Origin of the sequence: Porifericola rhodea (genome assembly GCF_030506305.1) — a bacterium.
GTDB classification, from domain to species: Bacteria; Bacteroidota; Bacteroidia; order Cytophagales; family Cyclobacteriaceae; genus Catalinimonas; species Catalinimonas rhodea.
This window is the reverse complement of record NZ_CP119421.1, coordinates 1,691,683-1,712,143: the sequence shown is the minus strand read 5'-3', so window position 1 is coordinate 1,712,143 and position 20,461 is coordinate 1,691,683. Positions and strand designations below refer to the sequence as shown.

General features: G+C 40.7%; 22 protein-coding genes and 1 tRNA gene. 14 read left to right on the top strand and 9 right to left on the bottom strand.

Annotated elements, in window-relative coordinates; translation table 11 throughout:
* Positions 1-27 precede the first annotated feature (27 nt).
* Entirely contained in the window at positions 28-423 is a 396-nt protein-coding gene (locus PZB74_RS07005) for a BlaI/MecI/CopY family transcriptional regulator (protein ID WP_302241717.1), read from the bottom strand.
* Between the two features lie 284 nt (positions 424-707).
* Here PZB74_RS07005 and PZB74_RS07000 point away from each other — a divergent pair, with 284 nt between their 5' ends.
* From PZB74_RS07000 to rsgA, 4 genes are all read left to right on the top strand, one after another.
* Positions 708-1,157, top strand: coding sequence for a Fur family transcriptional regulator (locus tag PZB74_RS07000; RefSeq protein WP_302241715.1), 450 nt, complete (start codon positions 708-710; stop codon positions 1,155-1,157).
* A 42-nt stretch (positions 1,158-1,199) separates the two neighbouring features.
* Positions 1,200-1,829 carry a peroxiredoxin gene (locus PZB74_RS06995; protein ID WP_302241713.1) on the top strand — a complete coding sequence of 210 codons (630 nt, stop codon included), beginning with the start codon at positions 1,200-1,202 and terminating at the stop codon, positions 1,827-1,829.
* 226 nt (positions 1,830-2,055) lie between these two features.
* Positions 2,056-3,300 (top strand): 3-deoxy-D-manno-octulosonic acid transferase, encoded by a 1,245-nt coding sequence (locus PZB74_RS06990; RefSeq protein WP_302241711.1) that lies wholly within the window; start codon positions 2,056-2,058, stop codon positions 3,298-3,300.
* Positions 3,301-3,304: 4 nt separating this feature from the next.
* Positions 3,305-4,228 (top strand): ribosome small subunit-dependent GTPase A, encoded by a 924-nt coding sequence (rsgA, locus tag PZB74_RS06985; protein WP_302241709.1) that lies wholly within the window; start codon positions 3,305-3,307, stop codon positions 4,226-4,228.
* Positions 4,229-4,230: 2 nt separating this feature from the next.
* On the opposite strand, the gene PZB74_RS06980 is transcribed toward rsgA, so the two are convergent.
* Positions 4,231-4,755 carry a DUF421 domain-containing protein gene (locus PZB74_RS06980; protein ID WP_302241706.1) on the bottom strand — a complete coding sequence of 175 codons (525 nt, stop codon included), beginning with the start codon at positions 4,753-4,755 and terminating at the stop codon, positions 4,231-4,233.
* 188 nt (positions 4,756-4,943) lie between these two features.
* Between PZB74_RS06980 and PZB74_RS06975 the strand changes: the two genes are divergently transcribed.
* Entirely contained in the window at positions 4,944-5,621 is a 678-nt protein-coding gene (locus PZB74_RS06975) for a DUF2306 domain-containing protein (protein WP_302241705.1), read from the top strand.
* Here the strand turns inward: PZB74_RS06975 and PZB74_RS06970 are convergent.
* Positions 5,618-5,896, bottom strand: coding sequence for a DUF6958 family protein (locus PZB74_RS06970; protein ID WP_302241704.1), 279 nt, complete (start codon positions 5,894-5,896; stop codon positions 5,618-5,620). The two genes, PZB74_RS06975 and PZB74_RS06970, sit on opposite strands and share 4 nt — an antisense overlap.
* Positions 5,897-6,013: 117 nt before the next feature.
* On the opposite strand from PZB74_RS06970, the gene PZB74_RS06965 reads away from it, so the two are divergent.
* A complete protein-coding gene (locus tag PZB74_RS06965; protein WP_302241702.1) occupies positions 6,014-7,192 on the top strand; it encodes a Gfo/Idh/MocA family protein in 1,179 nt (392 codons plus the stop codon).
* A 164-nt stretch (positions 7,193-7,356) separates the two neighbouring features.
* Here the strand turns inward: PZB74_RS06965 and PZB74_RS06960 are convergent, their stop codons facing one another.
* Positions 7,357-7,701, bottom strand: a complete 345-nt coding sequence (locus PZB74_RS06960) for a hypothetical protein (protein WP_302241700.1) — start codon at positions 7,699-7,701, stop codon at positions 7,357-7,359.
* Positions 7,702-7,703: 2 nt separating this feature from the next.
* Complete coding sequence (locus PZB74_RS06955; protein ID WP_302241698.1) at positions 7,704-8,282, bottom strand: RNA polymerase sigma factor; 579 nt, start codon at positions 8,280-8,282, stop codon at positions 7,704-7,706.
* Positions 8,283-8,474: 192 nt separating this feature from the next.
* Here PZB74_RS06955 and PZB74_RS06950 point away from each other — a divergent pair, with 192 nt between their 5' ends.
* The 5 genes from PZB74_RS06950 to pafA all read left to right on the top strand — a co-directional run bounded on the left by PZB74_RS06950 (position 8,475) and on the right by pafA (position 12,766).
* Positions 8,475-9,038 carry a hypothetical protein gene (locus PZB74_RS06950; RefSeq protein ID WP_302241697.1) on the top strand — a complete coding sequence of 188 codons (564 nt, stop codon included), beginning with the start codon at positions 8,475-8,477 and terminating at the stop codon, positions 9,036-9,038.
* A 4-nt stretch (positions 9,039-9,042) separates the two neighbouring features.
* Entirely contained in the window at positions 9,043-9,342 is a 300-nt protein-coding gene (locus tag PZB74_RS06945) for a winged helix-turn-helix domain-containing protein (protein WP_302241695.1), read from the top strand.
* Between the two features lie 40 nt (positions 9,343-9,382).
* The gene (locus tag PZB74_RS06940; RefSeq protein WP_302241694.1) at positions 9,383-10,144 is read left to right on the top strand and encodes a TMEM175 family protein; all 762 of its coding nucleotides are present in this window, start codon (positions 9,383-9,385) and stop codon (positions 10,142-10,144) included.
* A gap of 51 nt (positions 10,145-10,195) precedes the next feature.
* The gene (locus PZB74_RS06935; RefSeq protein ID WP_302241692.1) at positions 10,196-10,927 is read left to right on the top strand and encodes a DUF72 domain-containing protein; all 732 of its coding nucleotides are present in this window, start codon (positions 10,196-10,198) and stop codon (positions 10,925-10,927) included.
* 198 nt (positions 10,928-11,125) lie between these two features.
* Positions 11,126-12,766, top strand: a complete 1,641-nt coding sequence (gene pafA, locus PZB74_RS06930) for an alkaline phosphatase PafA (RefSeq protein WP_302241690.1) — start codon at positions 11,126-11,128, stop codon at positions 12,764-12,766.
* A gap of 51 nt (positions 12,767-12,817) precedes the next feature.
* Here pafA and PZB74_RS06925 read toward each other — a convergent pair whose 3' ends face one another.
* Together PZB74_RS06925 and PZB74_RS06920 are read right to left on the bottom strand one after the other, a co-directional pair.
* Positions 12,818-13,702 (bottom strand): alpha/beta fold hydrolase, encoded by an 885-nt coding sequence (locus tag PZB74_RS06925; protein WP_302241689.1) that lies wholly within the window; start codon positions 13,700-13,702, stop codon positions 12,818-12,820.
* The gene (locus tag PZB74_RS06920; protein WP_302241687.1) at positions 13,692-14,234 is read right to left on the bottom strand and encodes a TetR/AcrR family transcriptional regulator; all 543 of its coding nucleotides are present in this window, start codon (positions 14,232-14,234) and stop codon (positions 13,692-13,694) included. The genes PZB74_RS06925 and PZB74_RS06920 overlap by 11 nt, the downstream gene beginning before the upstream one ends.
* A 115-nt stretch (positions 14,235-14,349) precedes the next feature.
* On the opposite strand from PZB74_RS06920, the gene PZB74_RS06915 reads away from it, so the two are divergent.
* Together PZB74_RS06915 and PZB74_RS06910 are read left to right on the top strand one after the other, a co-directional pair.
* Positions 14,350-15,408 carry a class I fructose-bisphosphate aldolase gene (locus tag PZB74_RS06915; protein ID WP_302241685.1) on the top strand — a complete coding sequence of 353 codons (1,059 nt, stop codon included), beginning with the start codon at positions 14,350-14,352 and terminating at the stop codon, positions 15,406-15,408.
* A gap of 167 nt (positions 15,409-15,575) precedes the next feature.
* Complete coding sequence (locus PZB74_RS06910; protein WP_302241683.1) at positions 15,576-15,971, top strand: BT0820 family HAD-type phosphatase; 396 nt, start codon at positions 15,576-15,578, stop codon at positions 15,969-15,971.
* On the opposite strand, the gene PZB74_RS06905 is transcribed toward PZB74_RS06910, so the two are convergent.
* Together PZB74_RS06905 and PZB74_RS06900 are read right to left on the bottom strand one after the other, a co-directional pair.
* Complete coding sequence (locus tag PZB74_RS06905) at positions 15,968-17,110, bottom strand: BamA/TamA family outer membrane protein (protein ID WP_302241681.1); 1,143 nt, start codon at positions 17,108-17,110, stop codon at positions 15,968-15,970. The two genes, PZB74_RS06910 and PZB74_RS06905, sit on opposite strands and share 4 nt — an antisense overlap.
* A 28-nt stretch (positions 17,111-17,138) precedes the next feature.
* Positions 17,139-19,712, bottom strand: a complete 2,574-nt coding sequence (locus PZB74_RS06900; protein WP_302241679.1) for an AsmA family protein — start codon at positions 19,710-19,712, stop codon at positions 17,139-17,141.
* Between the two features lie 229 nt (positions 19,713-19,941).
* On the opposite strand from PZB74_RS06900, the gene PZB74_RS06895 reads away from it, so the two are divergent.
* Positions 19,942-20,016, top strand: a tRNA-Val gene (locus tag PZB74_RS06895).
* Positions 20,017-20,461 lie beyond the last annotated feature (445 nt).

Below are 20,461 nucleotides of genomic sequence, written 5' to 3'. Positions count from 1 at the left end.
AGAGAGGAGAAGCTTGGCTCAAAAAAATCATGACTCATCACTTTTGTTCATGTTATCTAAAAATTGTCTTATCTCCTTTATTTCTTCCTGAGAAGGATTTTTTCTACCCAAAGCCCGCATAACTAGCTGGCTGGTAGAGCCTTTGAATACCCGGTTGACAAATTGGTCTAGTAAGTGGTTATTGACCTGAGCCTCTTTAACTGCTGCGCTATAAATATGCGATCTGCCTTTAGCGCCTTCGCTAGTCCGGTCAACAAGCCCTTTATCATGCATAATTTGCAAGAGCTTGAGTGTAGTCGTGTAGCCGACAGTTTTTATCTGGCTAAGTTGCTCATTGACTGTTCTTACTGTGCTCGGACCTTTTTCCCAAAGTACCTGAAGGATAGCCAGCTCGTTTTCTGAAGGTTTAATATTTTTTTTCATGTATTACGAATTGTTTCGTAATATAATGATAGGGGATTATGTGAAGCTTGTCAAGCTTATTACGAACTATTTCGTAAAAAGAATTATTCAGAGTTGCAAAAGCGGGAGAAGGCTTAAAAGAGAGATAGAACTGATTATTAAAAAAATCGTAAAAAAAGTAGCGATAAAGGAACGTTCCTCACAACAAAACAATTAGTTAACGAGAAAATAAATAATATTAAGGAGTAAAAATTTCTACATAGGAAATTTTCTCCAAAAACTAGTTTTTATATCTTTGCGGCTTCATGAGTGAAATGTTAGAAGAGATAAGGGAAAAACTTAGCAGTGTGGGCTTAAAAGCGACCCAGCAGCGAATGGTAGTTTATCAGGCATTAATGCAGACGATGAACCAACACCCTACTGCCGAAAGGATCTTTGAAGTAGTTAGACCACACAACCCTACAATTTCTTTAGGTACGGTCTACAAAACTCTGGACACCTTTGTCAGCAATGGGCTGGCAGGTAAGGTGGCTTCCGATGCAGGTTTTATGCGCTACGATGTGAATATGGAACAACATAGCCATATTTACTGTACCAATACGCAAGAGATTATTGACTATCATGATGAAGGGCTGGATGAACTAATTCAGCAGTACTTTCAAAAGAAGAATATCAAAAACCTGAAAATCAGTAATATACATGTGCAGATTAATGGCCTTAAAGAAGAGCCAGATCAGGATATAGAAATTAAGTAATTAATAGTAGAACCGAATATTCATTTTAATTAAAATTAACTTATGTCATTAGTAGGAAAAAAAGCTCCTTTGATCAATGCGCCCGCGGTAATCAATGGTGAGGAAATCGTTGAAAACTTTTCGCTTGATCAGTACATCGGCAACAAATACGTTGCGTTTTTCTTCTACCCTAAAGACTTTACATTCGTTTGCCCTACTGAAATTCTTGCTTTCCAGGAGAAACTGGCAGAGTTTGAGAAGCGTGACGTAGCAGTAGTAGGATGCTCTTGCGACACTGAAGAAACTCACCTGGCCTGGATGATGACTCCACGCGATCAGGGTGGTATAGAAGGTGTTACTTATCCTGTAGTAGCGGATGCTGCTAAGGTGGTAGCTACTAAATATGGCGTGCTTGCCGGAGACTATGACTACGACGAAGAAGGAGAGCTTGTATTTAACGGCCAGCCAGTGGCTTACCGTGGAACTTTCCTTATTGACAAAGAAGGCGTAGTAAGACACGAAACTATCAATGACCTTCCTTTAGGAAGAAACATTGACGAGACTATTCGTCTGGTAGATGCACTTCAGTATGTAGAGAAGCACGGTGAAGTTTGCCCTGCTAACTGGGAAGAAGGTAAAGAAGCTATGAAAGCTACAAGAGAAGGTGTATCTGAATACCTTTCTAAAAAATAAGGTGCAATAAATATTCATCTAAGGAAAGGCCCTTCTTACCGGAAGGGCTTTTTTTTATGAAAAAAGCATAACAGTGAATAAGCAAATTCGTTTATTTCATCTGTTTAAAGGTAGATTTACAAAACGACAATCCACAACAAGGTGATATATTGCCATTGTATTTGCTAGCACCAGCCAAAAGCTACACCGCTGGTATTTTGTGGTTTGTATTTAAATAGATAAAATATTGTTTTTTTACAGAATAGCCGTAAGCCTGATCAGAGTATTGCTCTGGATGAGCTATCCTTTTTCAGCTAAGAACAGGAAGTTTTTACAAGGCAGAAGAGGACTTTTTAAACAACTCAGAGAATTTAGCGAAACCCGTAACCCGCGCCAGCCGGTTTACTGGTTTCATTGTGCCTCTCTTGGCGAGTTTGAGCAGGGGCGTCCGCTTATGGAAGAGATGAAAGAGCAAAATCCTAAAATACAGATAGTGCTTACCTTTTTCTCTCCCTCCGGCTACGATGTACGAAAAAATTACGAAGGAGCCGACCTGGTGTGCTATCTGCCTTTGGATGGGAAAAGGAACGCTGAGAAATTTCTAAACTATGTAAAACCAAAAGCAGCATTTTTTATAAGATATGAGTTTTGGTATGGCTACTTAAGTGTGCTAAAACAGCGCCATATACCTTCTATCTCTGTATCTACACTTTTTCAGTCTAATGCGGTACCCTTCCGTTGGTATGGTAGGTTTTACCGAAATATGCTACGCAAGGTCACTTATTTTTTTGCGCAGGATCAAAACACAGTAGATCTGCTGGTAGGCATAGGCATACAGAGCGTAAGCCTGGCAGGCGATACTCGCTTTGACAGAGTAGCAGATATTTGCCGCCATGCGCCTAAAAACGAGCTGGCAGCAGCATTTAAAGGTGATAGCCATGCTATGGTAATTGGGAGCAGCTGGCCGGAAGATATGGAGCTTCTTCTGCCTTTTATGAAAGAATTTGTAGATGACATAAAGTTTATCATTGCTCCTCATAATATTGAAGAAGAAGCTTTGCAGAAGATAGAAGAGGAACTTCCTTATAAAACAGTACGCTACTCCAAAGTTAAAACAGAAACTATTAGCAACTACCGGGTATTAATTATAGACAATGTAGGGATGCTCACCTCACTGTACCGTTATGGTGAGTTTGCTTATGTAGGTGGGGCTTTTGGCAGAAGCCTGCATAACATATTGGAGCCTGCTACTTTTGGTATGCCTATTTTCTTTGGTAACCGTAGCTACAGGCACGTAAATGAAGCTAATGCACTATTAAAAAAGGGAGTAGCCTTTACTGCCGGAGACTTTAAGGAACTAAGAGATAAATTTAAGCGCTTTTTTAACAACGAAGAGGAACGACTGGCGGCTGCCGAAGAGTGTCGTCAGTATGTTAGCGAAAACACCGGAGCAACTCAGCTGATTATGAAATATATAGCGCAACAGAACTAAGGGTATGAAGGGTAAAGTAATTAAGTCTACAGGGTCGTGGTACAATGTATTGGCGGAGGATGGTCTCGTGTACCCATGTCGCTTGCGGGGGAAATTTAAAATTAAAGGCCTTAAAGTTACTAATCCGGTTGCAGTAGGAGATAAGGTGGTAGTAGAAATGGAAGAAGGAGAAGAAGGTACCGGAGTAATTACCGAAATAGAAGCGAGAGAAAATTACATCATCCGTAAGTCTACCCACAAAAAACATCATGGCCATATAATAGCTACCAATATAGATCAGGCAGTGCTGGTAGCAACATTGGTGTACCCTAAAACTTCTCTTGGTTTTATAGATCGTTTTTTAGTCTCTGCAGATTCTTTCAGGATTCCTGCACTCATACTATTTAACAAAAAAGACCTGTTAGAAGCAGAGCACCAGCAGTACCAGCAAGAGTTAATAGCCATGTACAGCAGTATAGGCTACACCTGTATGGAGCTATCGGCATTTGACTCAGCCGATATAGAAAAAGTTAAAGCTCAACTTCAAGATAAAACCAGCTTGTTTTCCGGTCATTCTGGTGTTGGAAAATCTACATTGCTCAACCAGATAGAGCCTTCGCTAGAACAGAAAACCTCCGAAGTATCCAGCTTTGCTAATAAGGGTGTCCATACTACTACCTATGCAGAGATGTTTGGTATAGGACAAGAGACATTTATTATAGACACTCCCGGAATTAAAGAGTTGGGCTTAATGGATATTAATGAAGGAGAGCTTAGCCATTATTTTCCTGAAATGAGAGATTTGCTGGGCGAGTGCAAATTCCATAATTGTACACATACGCACGAGCCGGGCTGCGCAGTTATGGATGCGGTAGAGGAAGGGCGCGTGGCTGGCAGCAGATACTATAGCTATCTGAGCATGCTGGAAAATGACGACTCACATCGTTAGCTCTAAGCTCGCTTTACATTCTTTAGAATATCCCAATCCAGTGGATTTTCTTTGTCAGTATGTAGTACAGACACATCTCCGGTAGTTTCAAATACTACTGCTTTTACCTGTTGGTAGTTAAGCACATTGGCTTCTCTTAGTTTTGAGCGTAGGTCATCCTCAGAGAGTTGAGCTTTTCGTAAGTTTTCCTGCAAAATTTTGGGCCCCTCCATTAAAAGTAAAGGCTGATTGTCTACTGACTTGCTGAACCAGCTTAGCTTTCGTCGTAGTATAGCTACGACAAATTGTAAGAAGTATAGGCTTAGGAGTGCCACACCGCTCTGCAATACACTAGGACTTTTATTGATAATGGTAGAAGATAATAACGTACCTACCGCTACCGTCATGGCAAAATCAAAGCTGGACATCTTAGAAAAGCTTCTAAGCCCAAAAATACGGGTATATAAAATAACGAGCGCATAAACTAAAAAGGCTGAAACAGCAGTGGGGCCAAGTACATCGAGAGACGAAAAAATCCATTGTTTCATATCTAGCTAAGTTAAAGATAAAAAATCTGATAAGTCTCTATCTCAATACTAATAAGTAACGGATTGTTTTAACAAGCCAGCTCAATTCCTTTTCTATTTCATCCCTGTATTATTCCCGTTCATCAGAATTTAATTTTTGCCATGCTGCTTCCAGTTTAGATTGAGCACACAAACTAATATTACAGCATATGGAAACGATACGTAGCATCAGTCTTTTTCTGCACATTGTGGCTGGCTTCATAGCTCTGGTGGTAGGTGTATTTGCTTTTGCCTCGCGTAAAGGAGGTAAATGGCATCGTTATTCGGGTAAAATTTATGTATGGGCAATGGTAGTAGTTGCGTTATCAGCTTTTTTACTCGCACTAATACGTTATAACCCTTTTTTATTTATGGTAGGGGTATTTACATTTCACATGACCATCACCGGATATCGAGGCCTGGCCAGAAAGCAGAAAAACCAATCCAAACAATGGGATTGGATGCTAATAGGGTTTTCAGTACTAATGGCTGGCTATATGACTGTCAATACAATCAGTAATACAGGGCAAAGCCTCAATGAGTTTATGCCTGTAGTGCTGGTATTTACTATTATTTTACTAGCTTTTATAGTTAAAGATGTTAGAATTTACTCCGGTTTGGTAGCCATGAGTGCTAACCAATGGTTGATGTATCATATCACAAGAATATCGGGAGCTTATATTGCTACTTTTACGGCCTTTCTAGTGACCAATGTACAAACTCAACCCGCCTACATAGCCTGGTTATTACCCACAATGGTCGGTAGTGTAGTAATTGCCTACTTTCAGCGCAAGTACAAAGTAAAGCCTAAAGCTGGTCGTAAACTGAAAAACAGGCTTACCACTTAGACTAAAGCATATTCGGCAGGTTTTCTATCTGTTAAGCGTACAATTTTGTCTCTGGCTTCCAGATCCAGCTTTACAGTTTCCATGTACCAGGGGATAGATCCGTCAAACTGCTCTTGTAAATGATCTTCAACAGCTTCCAGCAAGTCTTTGTGGGTGAGAGATGTCTGAGTAGATAAAGCTCCTAAAATTGCCTGGCTCATCAGATCATACTTTCTTTTGTGTATGTTAACTCCTTTCTTGTCATGTGGGTGCCGCGTCATAATTTTTTCTTCCATAGCCTGTGTATTTTTTAGATGAAAGAATTGACAGTTAATAAGAAAACATTCGCTGGGTAAAGCTTAAGTAATTTAGCAATTTATTGTATAAATTATTAGCACAACTTAAACAACGCTATGAAGAAACCACTTAAGCTATTCAGCAGTCGCAGAAAATTTGTTAAAAGATTTAGTCAGGGCGTAGGGAGTAGCCTTCTTTTACCTTCAGGGCTGGCTCTTAGCCAATGGTCTTGTGCTACCAAATCTCAGCAGGGAGAACAGTCTCAGGAACAAACGGAAACGCCGGCAAAGAAAGACCGATTGGGAGTCGCGCTGGTAGGCCTTGGTAGCTACAGTACAGGACAGCTGGCCCCAGCATTGCAACAGACAGAAAAATGCTATCTAGCTGGTATAGTTACAGGAACACCCTCCAAGGCAGAAGAATGGAAAAAGAACTATAACATTCCTGAAGCCAACATCTATAATTACGATAACTATGATGAGCTGGCTAACAATCCTGATATAGATATTATCTATGTGGTGCTCCCCAACTCTATGCATGCCGAATATACTATAAGAGCTGCGCAAGCCGGTAAGCATGTTATTACCGAAAAACCTATGGCAACCTCGGTAGAAGATTGTGAGCGAATGATTGCCGCATGTAAAGAAAACAATGTAGAGCTGGGGGTAGGTTATCGCCTTCATTATGAACCCTACAACCAGGAAATGATGCGTCTGGGGCAGGAAGAGGTATTTGGCCCTGTAAAATCTTTAGAAACTGGCTTCGCCTTCAATATTGGTGACCCTACACAGTGGAGGCTAGACAAAGAACTTGCCGGGGGTGGCGCTCTAATGGATGTAGGCATTTATACCATACAGGGTGCTTGCTATACATTAGGAGAACAACCGGTTTCTCTTGTTGCCCAAGAATTTAATTCAGGCAACGAAAAATTTAAAGAAGTACATGAGACAATAGAATTTAGCATGAATTTTCCGAGTGGACTTACCTCCAAGCATGAAACCAGCTATAGCAAAAGCTACAATTATCTGAAAGCTGAAGCAGAAAATGGATGGTTTCAGCTAGATAGAGCTTATGATTATGGGCCGCTTTCCGGTAAAACCAGTGAGGGCGAAATGGATTTCCCTCAAATACGCGAGCAGGCCGTACATATGGATGCTTTTGCAGATTCAGTAATGAATGGAACAACCTTTAAAGCTCCTGGCGAAATGGGGCTTAGAGATATGTGTATTATTGAGGCTATCTATAAGTCTATAGAAAATGGTAATACCGAGGTAGACATTGACTACCGAAGCTAATTTTTCAGGAGGACAGGCTGGTTGCCCTAAAAAGTAGACAGTGCTCTACTTCTAAAAAAAGTAAATGTTTGCAAAGAAACAAATGCAGCAGAACTAAAAAGTAAAGGCCGCAACAAAGTTAGATGTGCGGCCTTCATTAAAGTATAGTATATAGGAGTAAATTTTCAGGCAGTTTCCATTTTATCCCTGTTTCGGTCTTTGTAGCAACGGCCCATAAAGCTATGCTTAAATTTTTCTTTTTCTTCAGGCGTCATTTGCTCCCATTTGCGCTGAAACTTCTTCTTCCATACCTGTCGGCGAAACCGACGTCTGCCTCCCCAGCCGCCACTACCAAAGCCTACCAATACTTTAGCTAAAGCCAACAAGCCAATAGCCTGTATAAAACTGATACGTGGCCCATTAAATATCTCCGGAACCAACCAGTTCCACAAGAACATAACGGCCAAACTAAATGCCAGCGCTATAGCTACTGCAAAAAAAACAAACTTTAAAACCCAGCTAAACTTCATGGCTATAGGTCGTTATAAATATCTTCTAAATGCTTTCTTAAAAACTGTACAGCATAACGCTTACGCGATAGCAAGGTGTTAATAGATTCTCCGGTTTGCTCCGACATTTCGCGAAAACTGATGTCTTCAAACTCATGCATCACAAATACCTCACGCTGAGCTTCTGGCATTTCGGCCAGAGCGTTTTCCAGCGCTTCCCAGATTACATTACGCATCATACTATCCTCAGGGTCTATGTTCATTTGGGGGAGTAATTCCTCCAGACCCATAGCGTCCTCATCTTCTGCGTCGCGAGCACGGCGCATCTGGCTAAATGCTTCGGGTTTTTTCTTACGGTACAAGTCTGCGATTTTGTTGCGGGTTACCCGAAACAGCCAGCCCGTTACTCTTTCAATAGACTCTATGGTACGATAAGCCTGAGTAAACTGGAAAAACACATCCTGAAGAATGTCTTCAGCATCGTCACGGTCTGGCACACGCTGTCGAATAAAGTTGAGCAGGCGCCCGCGCTCTTTAAGCACAGTACGCTCAATTTCTATATTTCGCCTATCGGCTAATGTTGTAATTGATATTGCGTCCATTTGATTTACAAGTCGTGGAATGATACCCATTTATTGTACGGAATAAATGGAAAGAGGATTAGGCATGACATGTATAGCTGCATTTGCTATTTTTTCTTCCTAAGCAAGAGAACCGGAAAAGAATGAATAATATTTACAACATAATTTAGTTTATAGCGTAAACTAGTTTACATTTATATAAACATTATTCTTATGGCACAGCAAACATTCACAGAAGCAGACTCCTGGAACACAATTCAGGAAATGATTATTCTTGCTAAGCAGGAAATCCGTAACGATAGTTTTTACTTTTTACTATGGGGTTGGCTGGTATTTATAGCTAGTTTAACGCACTATGCACTATTGTTTACCAGCTTTGAGCATCCCTATATGGTTTGGCTACTCATGTTTGTAGGTGCGGCAGGTACGGTGTATCGTACAATAAATCACAAAAAGAAAAGCAGAGTCAGAACTTATGTAGATAGGTTTATTAGCAACCTCTGGATCGCTATTTCAGCAGGCTTACTGGTCTGCATTCTGGCCGGTGGTTTTGTTACAGGTTTTCAGCAGGCTTACCCTTACCTGATTTTGCTTTATGGCATAGGCACCTTTATGTCAGGCGTAATATTTAGCTTTAAACCTTTAATAATTGGAGGGGTAATAGCCTGGTGTATTGCATTTGCGGCCTTTTTTGTAAGCTTTCCGGTACAATTACTTTTGTTAGCGCTTACTACCCTTATCGCCTACATTATTCCTGCTTACATGATAAAAAAGTAATAGGATGACCGATTTTAAAAAGCTGAATCCGCTATTACATACCCAGCTAAGGCTAGCTATTATTTCTTTGCTGGTAAGTGTAGAAGAGGCAGAGTTTACTTACATTAAAGAAAAGACAGGGGCAACTGCTGGTAATTTGAGTGTACAACTGAGCAAGCTCAAAGAGGCGGACTACATTCAAATAGAAAAGTCTTTTAAAGATAACTATCCACAAACCCGGTGTAGCATTACTAAAAAGGGTGTACAAGCATTTGAAGAGTATGTTAATGCCCTGCACACCTACATCAACCACAAGCCCCAGTAGCTAGGCATAGCATAAAATATGATCATAAAAGCCTGTATCTATGAGAAGGTGGTTAAAGCAAAACTATAAAAGTGTATATCGACAAAGGGGCGAAGGCAATACGCGTCTGGAGCAGCTCAGTGATGGCGTAATAGCCCTGGCCATCACACTTTTGCTAGTCTCATTGGAAGCTCCAAAAACTGGAGATGAGTTAATTACTTTTGCAGCAGACTTTCTGGCTTTTGCTCTAAGTACTATGGTTTTGTTTTTCATTTGGGGAGCACATTGCCAGTATTTTTACCGCTTTGGCCTAATAGATAGGCAAATTAATATTATCAATGCCTGCTTACTAATTGTGGTTCTATTCTTCGTCTATCCGCTTAAGTTTATCATCAGTTTTTTGCTGTCTTACACAAAATTTATAATTCTTATTCTTTTGGGTCTGGAGTATGATAAAACAGCTTTTATAGAGTTGGTTACCTTAGTTAACAGTTGGGAAAAACTTCCCCTGATTATGATCATTTATAGCTCAGGTTACTTTGCACTAATCTTATGTTTTGCCCTGCTATATCGGCATGCTTATGCCAATAAAGAAGAGCTAGAGTTTAGCGATGTGGAAGAAGCTCATACCCATAGTACCCTTACTAAATACTGGATACAGTGTGGTGTATCATTGTTATCTATCGTAATCGCATTGGGTGCTTACTTTTCGCCTATGCCCTCACTGGCTATACTGGCTGGTGTAGTGTATTTTCTTATAGGTCCTTTAATTTATGTGTTTAGCAAAAGAAGCAAAGGAAAGCTTGAACCTCAGACTCATTAATGATAAAAACTTTACCTCAAACATTAAACACATTTGGTTCATTGAGTAAGTATGAGTATACATATAGGTACATCAGGCTGGAGCTATGAGCATTGGAATGGGGTTTTGTACCCGCAAAATACCCCTCCTTATCAGCGATTGCACTATTACCTTCAGCATTTTCATACCGTAGAGCTTAACAGCAGCTATTATCGCTGGCCAAAGCTTAATACATTTAAAAGTTGGCGCCGCCGACTTCCTCAGGGTTTTCTGATGACGGTAAAGGCCCCGCGGGGGCTTACCCACGCTAAGCGATTATATGCTCCTGAGAAGTGGCTGCAAACTATAGAAAAAGGGTGGCATGCTCTGTTAGATAAAAGAGCTGTTTTTTTAGTTCAACTATCCCCACAAATGGAGTATGACTATGATCGGCTGGCGTATTTTTTAGACAACATTCCCTGGTGGATGCGAACTGCCCTAGAATTTAGACATGCCAGCTGGCATAGAGAAGATATATTTCAGCTACTGGAAAGACACAAGGCCGCATATTGCATTATGAGCGGGGCAATGCTCAAGTGTGAACTAAGGGCTACAGCACCTTTTGTATATATAAGGTTACATGGTCCGGACCACCAACATTTGTATGGCGGTTCTTATTCTGATCAGGACCTTCAATGGTGGGCAGAACGAATACGAGAGTGGCAGTACCAGGGCAAAGAAGTTTTTGCTTATTTTAATAATGATGGAGGGGGCAATGCTGTACGCAATGCCTGGAAGCTAAAAGAGTTAATTGCGCAGCAATAGTACCAAGTTACCTTCTTTAGCATGTTTATTATGTTATCTAGGTATTATATCTGCAAACAAGTATACGCTTTTTAAACTTTGGGGTGGATTCTGCGGAAAAGAATAAGATATTTGAGATACAAAAAATTAAGCTGAAGCAAAGACTGTTATCAGTACAACCATCACTAACCTGTTTTTTTGATTAGTTATATGCGTAATATGTTAAAGAAATCAATGCTGTTGTGGGCACTTGCCTGCTTCTGTTTGCTCACCGCTTTTAGCCCGAAAACGGAACCTGACCAACGGCCTAAACTAGTAGTAGGCATCGTAGTAGACCAGATGCGTCAGGAGTACCTCTTACGTTTTTATGATCAGTTTGGCGAAGGAGGCTTCAAACGTCTGATGAACCGGGGCTTTATGGCGCGCAATGGTCACTACAATTATATTCCTACGTATACAGGACCTGGCCATGCTTCTGTCTATACAGGTACTACTCCGGCGACACATGGTGTTATAGCCAACGACTGGTACAGCAGAGAACTCAAACGTACGGTGTACTGTGCAGAAGATACCAGTGTGAGTGCAGTAGGAGGCTCTGAAAAAGCGGGTAAAATATCTCCCAAAAATATGCTTAGCACTACTATTACAGATCAGCTCAAAATGAGCACTCAGGGTAGGAGCAAAGTAATAGGCATCTCTATTAAAGACCGTGGATCAGCTTTACCTGCCGGACATATGGCAGATGCAGCCTATTGGTACGATGGCAGCACCGGAGAAATGATGACATCTACTTACTATATGGAAACACTTCCGGAATGGGTTCAGGATTTTAACAGGCAGCAGCTACCCAAAGAATACTTAAGTCAGAAGTGGAATACCTTATTGCCCATAGAGGAGTACACAGCCAGTACCTCGGATGATAACCCATACGAAGTAGTATTCAATGGAAAAGATACTCCAACCTTTCCATACGACCTTAAAAAGGCGAACAAAGGAAGCGGAAACTATAGTCTGCTAAGTACTACCCCTTTTGGAAACAGCCTGGTAGTAGATTTTGCTAAAGCTACGCTAAAAGCGGAATCGCTGGGGCAGGGAGAGAATACCGACTTTCTGGCAGTTAGCTTTTCTTCTACCGATTATATCGGACATGCTTTTGGTGCTCAGTCAATAGAGTTGCAAGATACGTACATCAGACTAGATCGTGAGCTGGAAGACTTCTTTAATACACTGGATGAGCAGGTAGGAGAGGGCAATTATCTTGTATTTCTGACAGCAGACCATGCAGTAGTAGATGTACCTAAGCTACTTGTAGATGCTCGTATGCCAGGAGGTTACCTCAACGCATCTAAAATCAGTAACATCATCAATCAGGATCTGGTACAGAAGTATGGAGAGGGGCAGTGGATAGAGCATACCAGTAGCCAGATAGTCCTTAATCATGAGCTAATCGCCGAAAAGAAAATTATGTTGGAAGAGGTTCAAGACTATGTTGCTACTCGCCTAATGAATTTTAAAGGAATTAAAGAAACTTATACAGCGTCCACTATGCGTAAATATGAGTATACACGCGGACAGCGTAAATTGCTCCAGATGGGTTATAATTTTCAGCGCTCAGGAGATGTGTTGTTTACCATAGAGCCAGGCTTTCTTAACAGCAGTCGTATGCAGGGCACTTCTCATGGTACAGGGTACAATTACGATACACATGTACCTATTTTATTCTATGGATGGGGTGTAAAAGCAGGGAAAAGTGTGGCTTACCACACCATTACAGATATAGCCCCCACATTATCTATGATACTTAATATAGCTTTGCCCGATGGGGCAGATGGTCAACCTATTCAGGAACTGTTTGAATAATTAATGATAGCATTTCCGTTGAAGCCTTTTCTGATTTCTCAGAAAAGGCTTTTACCTTTCTAAAGATTTAGTCTTCTCTTTGGCAAGAAAAGCCCGAATAAACATAATAGCTTCGGCAGGTTTTTCTTCCTGCACAAAATGCCCAGCTTCTAACTCTTCAATTTGAGCGTGCGCAAAGTTTTCTTTCCATTTTTTAAGTAGTATGGGTGTAAGCAGAGTATCTTTTTTACCCCAGAGTATAAGCATTGCTATATCTTTCAGCTTCTCTTTTTGCTGCCAAAGGCTATTATACCATTCGCTACTACTAAGGAGGTGTTTCGCAAAAGCAATAGTCCCGCCCCTGGTTTTAGTATCAGGAAAAGCCTTAATATACTGCTGCTGCAATACTTTTGTAAGTTTAGCCTTATCGAAGAAAGCCTGCTTGATAAGTACCTTTGGTGAGAAATTGAAATATTTGTACAGAAATCTACCCAAAGGACTGCTCGCTATTTTGCCCGCTCTTACAAATTCAGGGTACTCATTGAGCGACCACATCCAGGTATTAAAGATCACTAGTTGTTTTACCTGATCAGGCTGAGCCAGGGTATAACTAAGCCCTATAGGACCACCAAAATCATGAACTACCAAAGTAATATCCTCTAACTGTAAATGTGAAATGAGGTCAGTAAGTCGCTGAGCATGAGCCTGAGGTGAATAGTCAGCTAACGGAGGTTTATCAGAGAGCCCAAAACCCAGGTGGTCCATTGCAATACAGCGATAGTTAGCCGAAAGATCTTTGATCATTTTTCTGTACACATAAGACCAGACCGGTGTGCCATGTACCATGACAATGGGCTTGCCTTTTCCTTCATCTACATAATGCATTTGACCTTCGGTAGTAGTAAAGTAATGGGGTGCAAAAGCATACTCCTGACGATTTACCCAATCATTGTTCATAGGAATGAGTTTTATATTTTTCTAAAAGTAGTGCGGCCATTTTATAGATAGGATACTTTTCGTTGAGCAAAAAGTGACCGGCCAGTCCATCAATTGAGGCAAACAAAAGAATAGCTTCTGGCAAAGGTTGAGCGTATCCCATTTTTTCTAGTATCAGACTAAGTTCAGTTAGAATGTAGGCTTTAATTTCTTCCTGCTCATTTTCGTACTTCTTCATGATTGAATTTTGCATGCGTATGCTATGTAGCAGTCGCCAATGCTGTCTTTTTTCATGCAGTATATGGAATATGTTCTCTAACAAAGTTTTTAAAGGGTCTGGGTCGTCGGTCGGGAAAGTGAACGAGTGTTTAATATCTTCTATACCTTCTTTTAAGATGGCCCCCAACAACTCATCTTTTCCTTTAAAATAATTATAGAGTAGTCCGAGTGAAATATTAGCTGTTTTAGCTATTTCTCTAATAGAAGTTTTTTCAAAACCATTTTGGCTAAAAAGCTCTAAGGCGGTGGCTAATATTTGTGATTTAGTAGACATTTAATATAAATGAACGTTTGTTCAAAAATACGATTAATAATTTGATAAACAAGTTATCTGTTAGATAGTCTATGAAGTAAAAAGTATATCATCCTAACCCTAAAATTGACAAGCTATGCCAAACGAAAAAATTGTTAAATATCTAGGAAACGAAGCAGAAAGCCTGCTGCAGCACAATTCTCAAACTTTTTCAAAAGAAAGTTTACTCAATCCATCCCCCAACTATGTAGAAAATAGCCTGGGTCAATCTAATCGCTCTCCACAAGTGTTACGAAGTATGCAGCAGCTTTTTACGCACGGAAGATTAGGTGGTACAGGATATATTTCTATCCTACCGGTAGATCAGGGAATAGAGCACACTGCAGGTGCTTCTTTTGCGCCCAACCCTATGTATTTTGATGGTGAAAACATTATTAAATTAGCTATTGAAGGGGGGTGTAACGGAGTAGCAACTACTTTTGGGGTGCTGGCACAAAATTCCAGAAAGTACGCTCATAAAATACCATTTATTGTTAAGCTTAACCATAACGAACTGCTTACTTATCCTAACAAATATGATCAGATCATGTATGGATCTGTTAGAGAAGCCTGGAACCTGGGAGCTACAGCAGTAGGAGCTACGATTTACTTTGGTTCAGAAGAATCTAACCGGCAGATACAGGAAGTGGCTGAAGCTTTTGAAATTGCACACGAATTAGGTATGGGAACTATACTCTGGTGCTATACTAGAAATAGTGCTTTTAAAGAAGATGGTAAAGACTATCATAATGCAACAGATATTAGTAGCCAGGCCTGCCACATAGGAGTAACTATTCAGGCAGATCTAATTAAACAAAAGCTACCTGAAACAAATGGTGGCTTTAAGGCATTAGGCTTTGGCAAAACGCATCCCGATATGTACAATAAACTAAGCACCGAACATCCTATAGACCTTACTCGCTATATGGTAGCCAACTGTTATATGGGTAAAATTGGTTTAATTAACTCTGGGGGAGCATCATCTGGTGAGTCTGATACGGCAGATGGCGTAAAAACCGCAGTAATAAATAAAAGAGCAGGTGGTATTGGACTTATTATGGGACGCAAAGCATTTCAAAGACCTTTTGAAGAAGGGGTAGAGATACTAAACACAATACAGGATGTTTACTTAGATAAAGATATTAGCCTGGCATAACCACACAAGTATCATAAAGATAGTAAAGGGGCTCAAAAAGGCCTCGCTTTTGCTTTAAACAAACTATACTATAGGCATTCACGTTAAGCCGAAAGAGCAGACGTTTTTTAAAAGTATTTATTCTTAGATTTGTACTAAAAAGCGTAAATTTAAAGCAAAACAATATTATGATTATAGCAGTAGATTTTGATGGCACTGTCGTAGAAGATGCATATCCTAAAATTGGAAAAGAGCAGCTATTTGCTTTTGATACGCTCAAAGCATTGCATAAAGACAGGCATAAATTAATCTTGTGGACTTGTCGTCGTGGAAAAAGGCTAGAAGAGGCGGTTGAATTTTGTCGAAATAATGGCATAGAATTCTATGCGGTAAATAGCAACTATCCGGGAGAGGTACTTGATCCGGAAGATAGTCCTAAAATTGTGGCTGATGTATATATAGATGATCGTAATCTGGGTGGATTTCCCGGTTGGAGCGAAGTGTGGAAACAACTGAAGCCCGATGAAGAAATGCAAATGCCAGAGCCCAAGTCAAGAGGTTTGCTTAGTAAGATATTTGGCTAAAATGCTTCCGAGATATTGATGTAGAAATTCTGTGTATCTTTTCCGAAGGCATAGTCGAAGCGTACGTTAAGACTTTCATCTGGCAATACAGAGTAGCGTACTCCACCCCCTAATGAGTATTTCAGGTCTTTCCAGCGGAAGCTTTCCCATTGATGAGCCACATCGCCCACTCCGCTAAAAGCTACGGCACTAATTTTTTTCCAGATTTGCATGCGGTATTCAACTTGTGCCGCTACCAGCTTTTCGTGCAGGTAGCGGCCCTGGTAATACCCGCGCATTATCATATCTCCACCTAAAGGTGCCAGCTCATTAAAAGGGACCTCACCTTCGCTCAGGTAGGCGTAAACCTGCCAGGCCAGTATATCTTTTCTTTCGGTAAAGGGTCTGGCATATGAACGTATATCCAGTTTTGTTAAAGAATAATTGTAATCGCTGCCCAAAGCTTTATAATGCACCTGATACTTAAACTCTGCCAGCATTCCTGTTGAGGTACTCATCAGGTTATTTCTGTTATCATATTGTAATCCGAAGTTTAAGCCTGCGGCAGTATAAGCCTTACTGCCCAGCGGTAACTCACTAGCCAGCAAACCCCGATCCTTAAAATCCTGATTATATGCCCTTTTAAAACGAATACCTACTCCGGCATACAGTTTATCTACTACATTTCGGTAGGTTAGATGCTCTATACTAAGTGTATTAATTCCATAAAGTTCTTCATTGCTTTCAGCTGTATTATTACCAATACCGTAATAGAGCTGCGGGAATTTACGGAAGTCTATTTTTCCCTTTTGAATGTATTTCTCTCCACGACTAAAAATAGCGTAAGTAGGCGAAGCTGTTATTTGCTGGTTAAGCGTGTAGCGAGCAGAAAAGAACAAAGAGGAGGTACGATCTGCGGGCAAGGCATTTTTAGTTTTAAACAATATAACGCTACCCATACCCAGCTGTACGCTGGTTTCCGGAGAGTAGGCAAGTAGAGGGGCTATCACCCAGCTTATTGGGTAGGCGGAGGTATCCTCAGCTTGAATAGTACCCGAAAACATATCTACTACTTTGTCTGCTAAATCGGTAATAGATTGCGCTTTAAGGCTAAAACTTAAGCAAGAAAGTAAGGCTACAGTAAGGTAGATTTTTCGCATGGGGCGCAAGATAGAAAATACTCAGCAATCAGGGTTGTGGATTTGTATTAGGTGGTGTGCTCCCGAAATCAAAATACTCTTCCTCTTCAAGCTCTAGCTGATATTCCGTTTCTTTGCCTTTGTTCTTGATAATCTGCTTCAGCTCTTCTTTTTCATTTTGCAAATTGTCTTTAAACTTAGACTTAGCCGCCTGCATATCATAGCTGATTTTATAATCGTCTACGGTTCCCAGAGCAGTTAGAAAAAGGTTAATAGGAGCTGAATCATCTTCCAGCACACGGCCAAATTTTTCCTGTCGGGCTTGAGCGCGTTCCCGGGCAGCTGCTTTGCGAATGCTAAAAGTTTTCATGGGCACTTCAAAACGGTAATCTATATGATTATCAAAAGTATGTATGCCTTCTACCCAGATATCCGAGATATTAGAACTGACCTGCATACGAGGAATAAATATTTTCTGGTCAGCTATACGGATGTGGTTATTAAGCTCAGCAAAACGTAAGCGGGAGAGGCTTTCCTCTTCTACAAAGCGAGCCAGCTTCTGCATAGGCTCAAAGTCATTCAGTCTGCCATCGCGTATGGTAGTTAGCGCATTTACTTCCAACGATGGATAGTTCAGTTGTAAATGTTGGTCAAAATTCATGTTCCAGTCTACATCAGCATAAATTTTACCTTCCAAATGCTTTTGAGTAAGAAAGTCCTGCCCAAAGTCTTCAAAAGTATAAAATATGCTATCTGCTCGGAGATGCTCAAAAGCAGTAGTAGCATTTACTTTAACAAAATCCGGTCGGCGAGCATCTATAAATGCCTGCGCACTTACTTTGCCTCCGGCAGTAAGAATAGAAGACTGCTTAAGCCTGGCCACCTGGTTCTCTACCTGAAGTTTACCTTTCAGTTGACGTCCTCTAAATCTTCTAAACTTGATTTTTTCTACATGGCAGTCAAAAGAGAGTTGTATTTTAGGGTCAATCTGGAAACGATAGTCCTGTTTTTCGCTTACTGCCTGCCAGCTGTTAGATTGAGGAGCATTGGCCTGTCCGGATAATAGTTCGTCCATGTCTATCTGCTGGGAGTGCAGGTCAGCCTCAATATGTATACCCTGTGTGTCGGAGAGCATATAAGCCAGCGCATTGCGCAACATGCCATTGAGTAGTACATGGCTGTTACCAACATATGCCTCCAGGTTACTAAGCGAGAGGTCATTACCCTTAAACATAAGGTTGCCTTGTAGCGCACTTACGGGCAGCCTGTCGGCTTGCCAAAGTAAATCAACATCTTGGAGGCTGATATCTCCGCTGCTTTTAATTCTTTGCCAATACCCTTTGCTTTCTCCTTTAAGATCTTTAAGACGGCCGGCAATCTCAAAATCTGCAAACAGCTCTCCTCTTGCCGCTTTTACTTCTTTGATAGGGTAAAAATCTAAAAGCGCATTTACATCTATATTTGTTTTGAGGTGGCAACGCAGAAAGTAATTTTTAAAATTGCTGAGGCTCAGGCTTCCGCGAACAGCTCTGTCATCTAACTGTCCATAAATATCTTTGAGGTTAAGAACCGATGTGTTCAAACTGTGAGATTTACCGTTGGTAAAGCTTCCCTGCAAACTGATGTTTTCCAGTTTCTTTTTATAGTCGGGATGGTAAAATGAGGCGTTTTCGCAGCCAAAGTTCAGGCTTACTGCCGGAGAAGCTGTACGGCTTACGTGCCCTTTTACACTACCCTCAAAGAAGGCTTTACCCTCACTACGGTAAGCTGACCATTGACGAACGATAGATTCGGGTAGGAGCGAAAGAAGTGTTTGTAAGTCTGTATGCTCTCCACGAGCTTGTAAGTCTATAAAATTGTCATCAGCCTGATCTACCAATCCGCTCAACAGAAAATGACCATTACCAATACCCAAACGAGTTGTATCAATCTCAAGAAACCGATTCGGATAATCATAATTAAGATGAGTAGCTACGTGCAATGGCTTGTTTTTAAAATACGCATCATCCCCACTGCGAATGTACCGTGAAAACAGATTGCCTTCAAGAAGAATATCGTACTCTTCCCCTACCACCTCAAGCAAGGCTTCTATATCCTCTGCGAGCAGGTGATGCGCCTGATTCAGGCCAGCGTCCTGATAACTGACATCTACGTTTTTAAGTATAATTTTTTGTAACTGAAAGCGAAGAGGTTCATTGGTGCTACTAAGGGAGTCTACAGAAGAGCGTTTTTTAAATATGCTATAGTTATTGTTCCCCTGCTTATCTATAGCGAGCCTTACCTGGCTGTTGGTCAGGTACACCTTATCTACCACAAACTGCCCCTGCACGAACTGCCAGAGGTTGAAAGTAAAGTCCAGCTTTTCTGCCTGTGCCAGCAGGCTATCACTTGCTGTTTGGCTACCCTTAATTTCTACTTCTTTCAGGGAGATGGCGATTTGGGGAAACTTCTCCCAAAAAGAGAGCTGTATAGACTTCACTTTTACAGGAGTTGCCAGAAACTGGTCAGCCTGCTTTACAAAATGAGTAATTATCTCGTCCTGATACACATAGGTCAGTATGCCGCTGGCTGTAAGCAGTAGAGAGAGGGCAATCAGGCATGTAAAAAAAAACTTTCTGACCAAGGGTATCTAATTTAATATAGTAACGCTGAGGCAATATCAAATATGATACGTAAAGCTCAGGCTATTGACCTCTATTACATTAGAAAACTTACACATTTGGCAGGGAAAAAGTTTAAAGAAAAAAAATTAAAAATTTTAATAGAGTACTTGTATTTACAAAAAGGACTATTACCTTTGCAGAACATTTTGATAAAGGGGCTTAAAAGTTAGCCCAATTAATCAAAATAATGGGTTCTTAGCTCAGTTGGTTTAGAGCACCTGCCTTACAAGCAGGGGGTCGTAGGTTCGAATCCTACAGGACCCACTTGATTTTAAAGCACTTACAGAAACATCTGTAAGTGCTTTTTTTTATGTCTTCTCTTATCTATAGTTTAGTCTGCTATTGTCTAAATTGTGTTCGGCAAAATTTCACATAGTATTAAGTAGACAGAAGTCCAGTTTGAATCACCGTACCATCCTAAAACATCTTTTTCTCAAAATGCGAAGGCTAATGTGTTGAATAATAATGAGTTTTAGTGATTTATGCAGGCGCAGGGTGGGTCCGGATACCTAGAGTAAATAAATCAGAAAGTAAGCTTACTAAGTCATTTAATACTAATTCTTAGAGAAGGTGTTGATAGGGCAAGCTTTTTGGAGCATCTTGTTACGAATGACAGATTGTAATTTTTCAAATAAAATGCTTATGTTACTCCATAGGCAGAAAAAATGTTGATCTGAATGCCCGAGTAAACGGCTGATTTGACTTGAAA